Origin of the sequence: Paenibacillus oryziterrae, assembly GCF_042610485.1 — a bacterium.
Classification (GTDB): Bacteria; Bacillota; Bacilli; order Paenibacillales; family Paenibacillaceae; genus Paenibacillus_AQ.
In genome coordinates this window covers 26,981-40,762 of record NZ_JBGJZO010000011.1, presented here as the reverse complement: position 1 = coordinate 40,762, position 13,782 = coordinate 26,981, and the positions used below count along the sequence as shown (strand labels likewise).

At 47.8% G+C, this 13,782-nt stretch carries 10 protein-coding genes and 1 other annotated feature; of the genes, 4 read left to right on the top strand and 6 right to left on the bottom strand.

Annotated features, from left to right (window positions below; translation table 11 throughout):
* Positions 1–35: 35 nt before the first annotated feature.
* The gene (locus tag ACAN55_RS13480; RefSeq protein WP_379133412.1) at positions 36–2,027 is read right to left on the bottom strand and encodes a sensor domain-containing diguanylate cyclase; all 1,992 of its coding nucleotides are present in this window, start codon (positions 2,025–2,027) and stop codon (positions 36–38) included.
* 440 nt (positions 2,028–2,467) lie between these two features.
* On the opposite strand from ACAN55_RS13480, the gene rpsD reads away from it, so the two are divergent.
* Positions 2,468–3,067 (top strand): 30S ribosomal protein S4, encoded by a 600-nt coding sequence (rpsD, locus tag ACAN55_RS13475; protein WP_379133409.1) that lies wholly within the window; start codon positions 2,468–2,470, stop codon positions 3,065–3,067.
* Positions 3,068–3,249: 182 nt separating this feature from the next.
* Here rpsD and tyrS read toward each other — a convergent pair whose 3' ends face one another.
* Entirely contained in the window at positions 3,250–4,503 is a 1,254-nt protein-coding gene (gene tyrS / locus ACAN55_RS13470) for a tyrosine--tRNA ligase (RefSeq protein ID WP_379133406.1), read from the bottom strand.
* Positions 4,504–4,573: 70 nt separating this feature from the next.
* Positions 4,574–4,834, bottom strand: a binding site (T-box leader).
* Positions 4,835–4,971: 137 nt separating this feature from the next.
* On the opposite strand from tyrS, the gene ACAN55_RS13465 reads away from it, so the two are divergent.
* Positions 4,972–7,923, top strand: a complete 2,952-nt coding sequence (locus ACAN55_RS13465; RefSeq protein ID WP_379133403.1) for a transglycosylase domain-containing protein — start codon at positions 4,972–4,974, stop codon at positions 7,921–7,923.
* Positions 7,924–7,980: 57 nt separating this feature from the next.
* Here ACAN55_RS13465 and acsA read toward each other — a convergent pair whose 3' ends face one another.
* Positions 7,981–9,705 carry an acetate--CoA ligase gene (acsA, locus tag ACAN55_RS13460; RefSeq protein ID WP_379133400.1) on the bottom strand — a complete coding sequence of 575 codons (1,725 nt, stop codon included), beginning with the start codon at positions 9,703–9,705 and terminating at the stop codon, positions 7,981–7,983.
* 159 nt (positions 9,706–9,864) lie between these two features.
* On the opposite strand from acsA, the gene ACAN55_RS13455 reads away from it, so the two are divergent.
* A complete protein-coding gene (locus ACAN55_RS13455) occupies positions 9,865–10,497 on the top strand; it encodes a GNAT family N-acetyltransferase (RefSeq protein ID WP_379133396.1) in 633 nt (210 codons plus the stop codon).
* A gap of 24 nt (positions 10,498–10,521) precedes the next feature.
* Here ACAN55_RS13455 and ACAN55_RS13450 read toward each other — a convergent pair whose 3' ends face one another.
* The 3 genes from ACAN55_RS13450 to ACAN55_RS13440 form a co-directional block, all read right to left on the bottom strand.
* Positions 10,522–11,217: a 5'-methylthioadenosine/adenosylhomocysteine nucleosidase gene (locus ACAN55_RS13450; RefSeq protein ID WP_379133393.1), complete on the bottom strand. Its 696-nt coding sequence runs from the start codon at positions 11,215–11,217 to the stop codon at positions 10,522–10,524.
* A 92-nt stretch (positions 11,218–11,309) separates the two neighbouring features.
* Positions 11,310–12,320: a catabolite control protein A gene (gene ccpA, locus ACAN55_RS13445; protein WP_379133390.1), complete on the bottom strand. Its 1,011-nt coding sequence runs from the start codon at positions 12,318–12,320 to the stop codon at positions 11,310–11,312.
* Positions 12,321–12,562: 242 nt separating this feature from the next.
* A complete protein-coding gene (locus ACAN55_RS13440; protein ID WP_379133387.1) occupies positions 12,563–13,030 on the bottom strand; it encodes a hypothetical protein in 468 nt (155 codons plus the stop codon).
* Between the two features lie 187 nt (positions 13,031–13,217).
* Between ACAN55_RS13440 and ACAN55_RS13435 the strand changes: the two genes are divergently transcribed.
* Entirely contained in the window at positions 13,218–13,742 is a 525-nt protein-coding gene (locus tag ACAN55_RS13435) for a type 1 glutamine amidotransferase domain-containing protein (RefSeq protein ID WP_379133384.1), read from the top strand.
* Positions 13,743–13,782: the final 40 nt, after the last annotated feature.

The window sequence follows — 13,782 nt, the reverse complement described above, 5'->3', positions numbered from 1 at the left end:
TCATTCCAACTAAAAAAATCCTTGAGGCAAGGGCCTCAAGGATTCTCTTCTTTGCTATCTGACAACTTGTTATCGATTACCACCCGGTTGCGACCATTATTCTTCGCATCATACAGCGCCATATCCGCCCGGTAAAACAGCGATTCCACACTCACCCGGGAATCCGTCCAGCTCCATTCAGCAATTCCGCAGGACACCGTCACACGCGGCTCTGTCTCCTCCGAAACCCGTGAACGGATACGTTCAGCGACGTAGGCAGCCTGTTTGACTCCCAGCTGCGGAAGATAAACCGCCAACTCCTCACCGCCCCACCGTGCGGCGGTATCCCCTTTGCGTATCGAGGTCTTCACGACTTCACTGACCTGCTTCAGGATTTTATCTCCTTTTTGGTGCCCATATGTATCATTCACCAGCTTGAACTGATCAATGTCTACTACAATCAAAGAACCACAGAAATCGGTACCTTGTTTAACCTGAATCTCTTCGTCCAGATAATGCCGTGCGTATAGCCCCGTCAGGCTATCTCTGTTCGCCAGTCGGCGAACCTCAGCATGCAGGCGCGCATTTCCAACTGCAAGCCCAATGTGGCCAGCCATAGCCTGCAGAAGCCTATAATTGTCATAGGAGAAATAATGAGGACGACGGTGAGTCAGTAATATCGCTCCACGGATCTCTCCCCCGACACTTAACGGAGTCGCGATAAGCGACTGCGAAGAAGTGACCTTCATTAACCTCGAAGCGGTCTCCGGCTGTTCCAGGTACTCGGATAGAATCATTGAGTCTCCGGTACTAAACACCTTCCCGCCTAAACCCTGCCCGGTCTGTATAATCTCGTTCTGCATCGCCTGATGATTACAAGCAACAACCTCAAGCCCGCCCTTGCCTTCATTCAGGTGAAGGATGCAGCAATAATCCGCCTCAAACATTTCAAGCAGCTCTTCATAGGCACAGTTAAAAATATCCCCTAGACGCAAGCTTTGGTTTAATCGCTGGGTAAGTTCATTGCTCATACGGAGCTCACGGATAAGCTGGTTAGAGCGTTCGTAGAGCTTGGCATTCTCAAATGCCGTCCCGGCTGTATCCGCTACCATAGACAGGAAACGTAAATCCACATCAGGAAATGCCGGATTAAACATCTCCATATGAAACACGCCATAGACGCCCTGCTTACCGCCAAGCGGAAGACCTATTTCCACAATTCCGCTGTCATCACGGCTTGCCTGAAGAGTTACTTTGCCATCCTTAAAGGCTCTTGCACACACATCACCGTTCTCCCACCGGATCGGGAGCGGTTTCACCTTCGGATGGGCACATCGGTGATCCTGAGACATATAGAGCATAAGCCTTGCACCCGGAAACATTGCAGATATACTTTCGATTACTTCGATTAGAACTGCATTCACATCAATATTGTCATGCATCCTCTGTACAATCTGGAACAATAGGGAATGACGGTTACTCTCCCTTTCAGCACGCAAATGAACGCCTTCAATGTCAGCAACAAAAACGTGCTCGAACCTGCGGTAAAAACATGTCTTGTAGAAAAGCGCCAGCGCTTCAGCGACTTCCCTTCCACCCGCCTCAAATTGTTCAGTTGGCATGAAATAACCCAGAAGTGCAAACACATCACCTTGACTGCGCGTGAGTATTGGCACGGTTACCAAAGTCATGAACTTTCCTTGCGATTCTGTATGGGAGATATGCATTTTACGGGACAACAAACTAAAGCTGGCTGCCTCTTCCCAAAGAGCATCCCAACTGCTGTCATGATTTATATTGGCAACGATTTTACCTTCATAATTAAGGACACACAATTTCCACGATTCGGTGAACGGCAGGGAAGCTTGTCCCTTGTGCCATTCAAGAAAACTTTCGGTAATCAAACCGGTAGCATAAGGAAAATCATAGGATACGATGTCCGTTTCCCTAAGCCATGCGGTAGGATCTTCAGAATCGTCACTTGCTGGCATGGTGTCCTGTTCCAGCACTTGGCTGCCTTTATGATCGTAAGCTTCCTGCTCTGACATAAAGAGGATCCCCTTAATATCTCAATTTAAGTATAAATAGCTATACTGCCGTTATCCCCTTAGGTATACGGCTCTGTTTATTAAATTCGTCAACAATATGATTTAAGCATATTTTACTCTCTTTTTTTCAGTATTGCATTATATTTTCCACAATTCCGGGATTTTTTTTAGGTCCTAAGCCCTACCGACAAAGTATGACAAAATCTCTGTGAAGATGTGCTTGACTTCCGGTGTTGTTTTCATATAATATTTATTGTTGAACAAGACTGTTAAAGGTCTTATATTGGGCGTAACGTTGTGTCACCCTCACGCAAGTTCGTTACTACCAGGGCAGCGGCTGAACTTCCCTGATAGTGTGGATCTATAATCTTCCACTGATACGGCTAGCGGCACAAATAGGCCCCACCTGAAATTTCAATTAAAAAGGAGTCTACTATAACATGGCACGTTACACAGGACCTAAATTTAAACTCAGCCGCCGTCTGGGAATTTCCCTTAGCGGTACAGGTAAAGACTTGAAACGCCCTTTCCCACCGGGACAACACGGCGCTAACCAACGCAGAAAAGTAAGTAACTACGGAATGCAGCTTTTGGAAAAACAAAAACTGCGTCACATGTACGGCTTGGGAGAGAAACAATTTAAAACTCTCTTCACTAAAGCACAAAAAATCCAAGGTATCGCGGGCGAAAACTTCATGTTCTTGCTTGAGAGCCGTCTGGACAACCTGGTTTACCGTCTTGGATTCGCTAACTCCCGTGCAGGAGCACGTCAGTTGGTATCCCACGGTCACGTAACTGTTAACGGCAAGAAAGTGGATATCGCTTCTTACCGTGTAGCACTTGGTGATGTAATCGGTCTTCGTGAAAGAAGCCGTGCAATGTCTTCCATTAAGGAAGCCCTTGCTAACCGTTCCCACCTTCCTGCTTACCTGGATTATGCTGAAGGTTCTTTCGAAGGCAAATACATCCGTTTGCCAGAACGTTCCGAGCTGTCCCAAGATATCGATGAGAAACAAATCGTCGAGTTCTACAACCGTTAATATTTTTTTAACGGCTGTATCAGAACCTCCGGATTCTTCCGGAGGTTCTTTTATTGCTGTCTTACGCCAATAAATAAAAAGTGCCCTGGGAGCCAATGGCTACCGGGGCACTTTTTATTTAAAATCCAAGAACCGGCTGCCGTACCTGTGAAGGACGTCGCAACCGGTTCTTCTTTCTCCTCTTAGTTCAAGGTAAGCTTGGCGAACTTGCGTTTGCCGACCTGGACAATATCACCTTCCTGCGGCGCAAGCTCCGCATTAGGGTCTTCCTGTTTCACTTCGTTAATCTTCACGGAACCGGCTTGAATGCTTCGTTTGGCTTCACCGTTGGACGCCGCAAATCCGAGCAGAGTCAAGAGCTTGATAAGCTTAATACTTCCGTTCTCCAGCTCATCCGCAGGAAGATTGAACAGTTCAATTTCATCAGGCAGCGCACGCTGTTGGAATACGGTCACGAAATGCTGCTGGGCGGCATCCGCTGCTTCTGTCCCGTGATACATCCGCACAAAGGAATGGGCCAGACGCATTTTAGCATCTCTTGGATGAACTGAACCGTCAGCCAGTCCTTCTTTCAGTGCCGTAAGGTCACTGTTGGTGATATCGGTAGCCAGTCCGTAGTACTTAAGCATAAGATCATCCGGTACGGACATCGCTTTTCCGTATATTTCATTCGGCTCTTCATCGATCCCGATATAGTTGCCAAGACTTTTACTCATCTTGTTGACACCATCTAGTCCCTCAAGCAGTGGAGTCATTATGGTAGCCTGCATATCCACGCCGTATTCCTTTTGCAGCGTACGGCCCATCAGCAGATTGAACTTTTGATCCGTACCACCTAGCTCCACATCGCTCTTCAGAGCCACGGAGTCCATCCCCTGCATCAGCGGGTAGAAGAATTCATGAATACTAATCGCCTGGCCGCTCTGGAAGCGTTTAGTAAAATCATCGCGCTCCATCATACGGGCAACAGTAACCTTGGCAGATAGGGTAACAACTTCAGCAAAAGACATCGGTCCGAGCCATTCGGAGTTGTAGTATACTTTTGTTTTTTCCGGATCCAGAATTTTATAGATCTGTTTCTTGTACGTCTCTGCATTGCGCTGTACATCTTCTTCGGTCAATTGCTTGCGTGTCTCCGATTTGCCCGTAGGGTCACCGATCCGTCCAGTGAAATCTCCGATAATAAGCTGAACCTGATGTCCAAGCTCCTGGAACTGCCGCAGTTTGTGCATGACTACAGTATGCCCCACATGAATGTCCGGCGCCGATGGATCAAGTCCCAGCTTAACATTCAACGGCACACCCGTAACGATCGATTTCATAATCTTGCGTTTCAATTCTTCCTCCGGAACGATCTCCACAACACCACGTGAGATTACCTCAAGCTGGCGTTCCACTTCCTGCTGCTGCTCAGGCGACAATTCTTCCCATTTCATATTTCTGCTCCTCCTCGAAGTTCTTAATAACGATTAGCTTACGGACACGCAAAAAAGCCCCTTTATCATCCCAAGGGACGAGAAAGAGACTCGCGGTACCACCCTAATTAAAGCCCTGCCTTATGCCTCAGCACAACAGGAGACTTCCACTTCATTGCCATAACGGGATTGCACCCGGTGCCGGACTACTGGGCTCTGAGCTTAAACTCATGCCTTTCCCCCGGACAGCTCCAGACTGTAATTCAAAGGGGGCCTGTTACCGGTTCGCACCACCCACCGATTCTCTGAGAACAAATGCTGCCCTTTTACTGATGTCTTTCCGCGCTTTTGTGATATCCAATTGATTTCATTTATATCACATGCACTTTTCAAAAGTCAAACGGGAAAGAATAGAGAAACGATCAGAAGCGCATTCAAAAACGCCAAATTGTGCTATAATAATTCCGTTATAAAGGAGGATTCCCGTCAATGGTTGAAGAGAACAAGAAAAAGACCGCCAAGAAACGCCCCCCAAAAAGAAAGAGATCCTGGCTCCGCAGATTCGGTTCTGTAGTGAAATGGATGTTCATCCTGGGTATTATGGGTATTTTGTTTGCCGGCGGCGCCGTGGCAGGCTATATTACTTCTATCGTAAAAGATGACCCTGTCCGTTCTGTACAATTAATACAGCAACAAGTAAGCCAAAACGCCATAACCGGATTCGCTTATTTCCGTGACGGCGCACCTATCGGCCAACTCCGTACGGAGGAAGACCGCAGACTTATTGAATACAATGATATTCCCCAGTTAATTATTGACGCCGTCCTCTCCATTGAGGACAAGGATTTCTACACTCATCATGGCGTTGATGTTACCGGGACTCTCCGGGCGGTCAAGCAGAAGCTCTTGAATGAATCCGTACAAACCGGAGGCAGTACCCTAACGCAGCAGCTTGCAAGACGTGTCTTCCTCAGTCTGGACCGCACAGAAGACCGTAAAGTGAAGGAAATCCTGCTTTCTCTGCGTCTTGAACGTTTCTTGACCAAGGAAGAGATATTAACTGCTTATCTGAACAAGGTTCCTTTCGGTAACGGTTCAAACGGCTACAACGTATTCGGTATTAAAGCTGCTTCCAAAGGAATCTTTGGGCAGGATGATCTGGATAAGCTGAATGTTGCCCAAGCCGCCTATTTGGCAGGTCTTCCGCAGTTGCCTTCCTCTTATTCCGCATTTAACGGAGTCGGAGAATTTAATGAAGCGAACTTCAAACGTGCCATAGAGCGCCAGCACCTCGTGCTGCGCCGTATGCTGGAGGAGAACAAGATCACTTCCTCCCAATATGAAGAGGCTTTAGCCTTCGATATCAAAGGCTCTCTTGCAGCTCATACCAAAAAAGCTTACGCCACATATCCGTATCTGATGCTGGAAACAGAACGAAAAGCTGCTGAAATCATGCTCTCCATCAATGAAGAGAAATCCGGTGAAGTTGCTGGTGAGGTTGCTGTTGAAGCAAGCAGCGATAACGCCCTTCTTCTGGAGGAAGCACGCCAGCAGTTGATGACGGGCGGATACCGCATTTACACTACTATTGATAAAAAAGTGTACAGCGCGATGCACAGCATTTCTGATGACAGCGAGAACTTCACGAAGGACAGCAAAACCAAAGGCAAGGAACAAACCGCCGGCATGATGATCGATAACAAAACCGGTGCTATCCTAGGAATGATTGAAGGCCGCGATTTCAATATCGAACAAATGAACTACGCGACCCAAATGGTACGTCAGCCGGGTTCGACCATGAAGCCTATCGCTGCGTATCTGCCTGCACTTGAGGCCGGACTGATCCAGCCTGCGGGCGTATTGGATGACGCTCCGATTATTTTGAAGGACGGCTCCAAGGGATTCCATATTCCTAAAAATGCCAACAATCGTTACCAGGGTCTGGTTACCGCACGGTACGCCCTGAATAAATCACTGAATCTGCCTGCCCTAAAGCTGTTTAATCAGAAGGTAGGTATCGAGAATTCCTGGGCTTTCGCCAAAAAGCTGGGTATTACTACGATTCAGGATGAGGATTACGGCGCACAGACCGGGGTTCTGGGCGGTCTCCGATACGGCGTATCTGTAGAAGAGCTGACCAATGCATACTCTTCCATCGGCAATAAAGGTGCTTTCAATGATGCCTACATGATCGAGAAGATTGTGGACTCCCAAGGGAAAATAGTCTACCAGCACAAGGTTAATCCGGAGCAGGTCTACTCGGAGCAAACCGCTTATCTGATGACCGATATGTTACGTACCGTAATCACAGAAGGAACAGCCAGCACCGTAAAGAGCAACTATAAACACTTCGGCGAGATTCCTATCGTTGGTAAAACAGGCTCCACCCAGAACTATGCTGATGTCTGGTTCATGGGCTTCACTCCGGATGTCACACTAGGAATGTGGGTTGGCTATAAAGAACCGATCAATACGCTCGAAGGCGACACTCAGAAACGGCAGGCCCAAACCTTATGGTCCAAGGTCATGAATGCTGTTATCGACAAGAAGCCGGAGATCTTTGTGACACCGAAGTTTGAACAGCCTGAAGGCATTGTTAAGAAGACAGTCTCCGCATACAGCGGCAAGCTGCCCTCCGAACTTACGGATAAATTCACAACGGATATCTTTAATGTCAAATACGTGCCTAAAGATAGTGATGACGGCATTACCAAAGCCAAATATATAACGTTCAACGAAATCAATTATATCCCTCAAGAAGGAACACCTGAGGACTTCCTAAAGGAACAAATCGTGGTTACCCGCGAGAAGCCTATTCAGGAATTGGCAAAAGAACTGCTGGCAGCATTTCCGGCGATGAGTGAACATGAACCGCTGGCTTATTACTTGCCGGAGGATGCCAAGAACGATGTTCCGACAGAAGTAGATCCACGTGTCGACGATGGTCTTGCACCTTCTGCTCCCGGCAATGTAGCCGTATCGTACAGTACAGGTAAGGCAGTCATAACGTTCTCGCCAAGCGGTTCTGCAGATGTAGTAGGTTACCGGCTTTACCGTGCCTTGAACGGTGGCTCCTTCCAGCAGATCGCTGTGCTTATGGTAGGTGAAGAAACTGTATTTAAACCTGGTACACCTTCAAGCGTGAATGCATCCTTCTATGTGACGTCAGTTGACGTGGCCGGTCATGAGACAGCCTCCGGAAGCCTTACGAATTCCACACCGACGCCAACACCTACACCTACGGATCCTCTGACTGAGCCGACCCCGGATACCGGGATCATTCCTGAAGGCACAGACGATCCGGGCAACATTATTTTTGATCCTGGAACCGAACCTACACCTCAGCCAAACGGTAATAGTGGAAATGGTGCAAACAACGGGAACGGCGGCAAAAGTAATAACGGGAATACCGGAACGACTAACGGTTCAAGTACGCAATAAACTAAATAAAGCCCTATCCCGTAAATTTTCGGGATAGGGCTTTATAATATAATGGGATTAATCCTCGATAGTCGATAAATCCCCGGCAGGAAGATGCAGCTCCCACGCCTTCAAGACACGACGCATGATTTTGCCAGAACGGGTCTTTGGAAGCTTATCCTTAAACTCAATTTCCCGCGGCGCAGCATGGGCTGACAGTCCGGCTTTAACAAAAGCCGCGATCTCTTCCTTCAACGCTGGCGATGCATGGTACCCTTCCCGCAATGAAATGAAGGCCTTGATGATCTCCCCTCTTGTCGCATCCGGCTTGCCGATGACACCCGCTTCTGCTACCGCAGGGTGCTCCACCAGCTTGCTCTCGACTTCAAACGGTCCAATCCGCTCTCCAGATGTGTTGATAACATCATCAATCCGTCCTTGAAACCAAAAGTAACCTTCATCATCCATATAAGCGGAATCTCCTGAAATATACCATCCGGGAATCCGGAAATACTCCGCATATTTGGCCGGGTTATTCCAGATTCTGTCCATCATGGACGGCCAGGGTGTCCGTATAGCCAGATTGCCCATCGTATAAGGTTTGACCGGGTTGCCGCGGTCATCCAATATTGCAGCTTCTATACCAGGCAGAGGACGGCCCATAGACCCTGGTTTGATATCCATCCCCGGATAATTGCAGATCAACTGTCCTCCGGTTTCTGTCATCCACCAGGTATCATGAATCCGCTGATGATAGACCTTCTCTCCCCATCTTACCACTTCAGGATTTAAAGGTTCGCCTACGGACAGCACATGCCGCAGACTATTCAAATGAGCGCCTTCTAGGCTGCTCTCTCCGGCTCCCATGAGCATGCGGAATGCTGTAGGCGCACTATACCAGACAGTAACGCCATAACGGTCTATGGTACGGTACCAGTCCTGAGGACTGAAGCGCCCCCCGCGAACCACGTTCGTAACGCCGTGCAGCCAAGGTGCGAATATACCGTAAGAGGTTCCTGTTACCCATCCGGGGTCTGCTGTACACCAATACACATCATCCGGACGTAAATCGAGTACAATATCCCCTGTATAATAATGCTGAAGCATTGCCCGCTGAACATGATATACCCCTTTAGGTTTACCGGTAGATCCCGAGGTATAGTGAATGATAAGACCATCATCCAACGCCAACCATTCCGGCTCCATCTCGGCGGAAGCGGAAGCCATCTCCTCTTCGAAGCCAATAATACCCTTCTCGGGTTCGGATGTACCTCCGACCAATATAATATGCCTCAGCTCAGGCAGCTCTTCGCGCTTTACCCGTTTAAGAAGCTCCGGCCTAGTAACGAGAGCAACAGCGCCGCTGTCCTCCAGGCGGTCCTTGACTGCTGTCTCCATGAAGGCTTCGAACAACGGACCGACGACAGCCCCTACTTTCAATATGCCAAGCAGACTGAAGTACAGCTCCGGTTGCCGGGGCATGAATATAAACACCCGCTCTCCCTTGCCGATTCCGTATTTGCGCAGCAGATTTCCGAAACGGTTCGACTTCTCACGGAGATCGGCGAAGGTGTAGGATTCTTCGCGTGTGGCATCACTGTATAACAAAGCGGTCGTATGACCACGTCCATTCAGGACATGGCGGTCAACCGCTTCATGGGCCATATTCACCTTCCCGGTGTCATGCCAGGAGAATTTCCGCTCAATGAGATCCCAACTAAATTCATCCACTGCCCGATTGTAATCCGGCATGTTGGATCGCTCCGCCCGGCCACGAATAATTTCACTATGGACTTGACCCATCACTGTTGCCTCCCTCGCTATTTTAAATTAAGCTTAGAGCAAGACCTTCTACATATTAATGATGTCAATGGTTCAATTGTGAATATTTTATGTCTGAATCAGTATATCACAGCAAGCGTTTTCATTCCATCCCCTAAACGTTGTTGAAAGGAGCCTTTTATGGAGCAGCTTAAGGTTATCCATTCCCATTCACTTAGTCATGCCGGCAAGAGCCTTACCGTTCAAGGGCCGCTTGCCGCTACCTTTCTGGAGAATCTTGTGATGCATCCGGATCTGGATGCTTTCCGGAGGCCCAAGGAGCAGCTGGAAGCTCTCGTAGACATTGCCAGCCTGCCTGAAGGGAGAGTTATTGCTGCAATAGAGGGTAACACCATAGTCGGCTATGTGACCTTTCATTATCCGGATGAGATGGAGTTATGGTCTCAGGGGAATATGGAGGATCTGATCGAGCTGGGTGCGGTTGAGGTTGCCGATAAATATCGCGGTGCGGGTCTTGGCCGCCTGATGATCAAGACCGCCTTTGAGGGGGAGCAGCTGGAGAATTACATTGTTTTTACTACCGAATATTATTGGCACTGGGACCTCAAAGGCAGTGGGCTGGATGTATGGGCATACCGTCAGATGATGGAGAAGCTCATGAAGACTGTAGATATGGTGTGGTATGCAACGGATGACCCGGAAATATGCTCACATCCAGCCAACTGTCTGATGGTCCGTATTGGCAGCAAAGTACCTCTGTCCTCTAAGGAAATGTTCGACAGGGTACGATTCAGACAACGGTTTATGTATTAATGGCATTCTATGCCAGCGACTGAATTACATTAAATCAAGCATGGCCTCCAAAATCATATGTGAGCGCAGCGATGAAGCGACGGTGAATTCAGCGAAATTCACATGTGCCGAACCATCCGCTTTATCGGACATCGCACGAAGAATGGCAAATGGTACATTGTTCATATAACATACCTGCGCTACCGCCGCCCCCTCCATCTCTGTGCATAGTCCGCCCATCTGCTCATGCAGACTGGCCGCCTCAAGAGGATCAGCAATAAAACGATCACCAGAAAGGATTGTACCCGTCATATGTGCAACATCCAGTTCAAGGCAGGCCTGTTCAGCCAGCGCAACCAATGCGGAATCAGCGGGAAAGCAAGACACTTCCTGATAAGGAATAACACCTCGGGCAAACCCCAAAGCCGTAGCGTCCATATCGTGCTGCATGCATTCGGAAGAGATCACAATATCTCCGATCTCAAGATTCGGATGGAGCGCTCCGGCAACGCCTGTAAATAAAACCGAGGATACCTGAAATGTATCCGCCAGTATTTGTGCCGTAACTGCGGCGTTCACCTTGCCCACACCTGATTTGCAGACCACTACAGACTTTCCTTTTACGATCCCCGTGAAATAGTCCGTTCCGGCTTTAGTAACGGTCTTCCGGTCCTCCATCCCATCGAGAAGAAGTCTGATCTCCTCATCCATTGCTCCAATCAATCCAATCATTTGGCCCATAAGGTTATTCGCCCTTTCTGAAGTAGACTATAAAAACATAAAAAGCCCCAAAAGGAGCTCTCCACGTTTAAAGCTATTCTATAATATAATTATTATTCGTTCACATGACTTACAGACAGACGAAGAATCGTCTCATGCGGCAAAATGACCCGTGAATTCTCCACAGTCTCTTTCTTCATCAGCTTGGTCAGAAGTCTCATAGCTACTGCGCCTAAATCATACATCGGCTGTGCAACCGTCGTCAGCAGAGGACGTACCATGGATGCCATGCGGATGTTGTCTACGCTGATAATCGAGAAATCATCAGGCACTTTCAGACCTTCGTCCTGAATGCTGTGGATGGCTCCAATTGCCATTTCGTCTGTTGCAGCAAATATCGCCGTCGGTTTCTTCTTGAGACCCAAGAAGTATTTCATCGCTTCGACACCGGATTCGTAACGATAGTTGCCAATCCGCACCAAATCTTCTTGATACTCGATACCTGCAGCCACCAGTGCTTTCTTATACCCTTGGAAACGGGCAAATCCGTTAGCCGGATCCTGAAGGGTACCACTGATCATTGCGATCTCACGGTGTCCGTGGCGGATGAGCGTGTTCACTGCATCAAATGCAGCTGTCTCATGATCGATATCTACGGATGGATAAGTTCCCTTCTCATCCCGCGTTGCGCAAAGTACAATCGGAACTGCCGAAGTCTGGAATGCTTGAATATGTTCTTCTGTTACGGTACCGCCCATGAAAAGAAGCCCGTCCACCTGTTTCTCTAACAGCGTGTTAATTACACGGATTTCCTTCTCCTTACGCTTGTCCGCATTACATAAAATAATATTGTAGTGATACATGTTGGCAATATCTTCAATTCCGCGAGCAATTTCTGCAAAAATCGAGTTGGAGATATCGGGAATCACAACTCCAACTGTAGTTGTCTTCTTACTAGCAAGACCTCTTGCCACAGCATTGGGACGATAGCCCAAACGTTCAATTGCTTCAAATACTTTCTTCCGGGTTTGCGGTTTCACATTAGGGTTATTGTTCACAACCCGTGATACCGTAGCCATGGATACGCCTGCTTCTCGAGCTACATCGTAAATGGTTACCGTCAAATTACTCTCTCCATTGCGATAAATTTTATCGTTCGACTAATTAAAATTATGATACGACACTTTGTACTTTTGTGCAATGATAACGCTTCATTTTCCTTTCATTATTTCTTTCAAAGGAAAAATCGTTACACTAAAATGAATTAAAAATTATAGAATTTCCTTGTTCTATCTATATCCTAACAAAATATGAGTTAAAAATCTATTACTCGTGAAAATTTTTCATCTTTTTTGCAGAAAAAATTTCATTTTGCATTTTCATGTGAAGGAAGCGTCAACTGCGACAGCCGGAGCGCGGTTTCTTCCATCCATTTGTGATCTGAACAGTCAGCAGCAAACTTATAAATATCAAGCAATACATCAATTCGGCTTTGAATGGCAGAAACAATAGCGTTCTCCAAGTCGGTCAGATTACCCGCAGCAAAACCGGCAAAGGTCTCCTTAAGAACCCTGGCCCACTCGTTGACCTCCGAAAAAGAATACTTGTATCTAGCGGCGGGTTCACCAAACCCGTTAATCAGATTAGCCAGATCCCTTTTGATCAATGGTATCGGCTCATACCTGGAACATTCCTGGCAAGTATACACAGGTACATTGGTGATTTTGACTTTCGCACTGTAGATTAACGTATGCATATGTATGGTCATGTTCCCGCCGCAGCTGCATGACTTGCTCATCAAACCGTCATTATACATCTCCCACACCTCAAGCATGAAATTGAAAAAGGACACACACTTCCCTTTTCAAATCTAAATATTCGACCTCCCCTCCCGAATACCTTCTCATTTGCATATCGTGTTTTATTTACCAAGAAAGCAATAAAATACCTTTGCTCCGTGACTTCATATTTTAAATTTGCTACAATTAACAGAACTTGTTCTTCGAAGGGAGCTACCCACCATGAGACTAACCGGAAAAAAGGTTATAGCACTTGTAGACGATGAAGTCGAAGATTTGGAATTATGGTATCCCGTATACCGTGTTCGTGAGGAAGGCGCTGAGGTGCATCTGGCAGGACTGGTCAAGGACCATGTGTACACCGGAAAATATGGCGTTCCTGCAAAAGCCGATTATTCCTGGGATGAGCTTAACGCTACCGATTATGACGGGATTCTAGTGCCTGGAGGCTGGGCGCCGGATAAGTTGCGCCGCTACCCCAAGGTACTGGAACTGGTGCGGGACATGAATGAAGCCAAGAAGCCGATCGGCCAGATCTGCCACGCAGGCTGGGTTCTGATTTCAGCGAAGATTCTAAATGGGGTAACTGTCACCTCTACCCCGGGTATACGTGACGACATGGAAAATGCCGGTGCGATCTGGAAAGACGAGGCTGTCGTCGTGGACGGACATATCATCTCGGCGCGACGGCCGCCGGATCTGCCGCCTTACGGCAAAGCATTTTGCGATGCTCTGGCCGGAGAGTAACTGAATACAAGCCTGCTCCACTGGACGATACGGTCCGGCA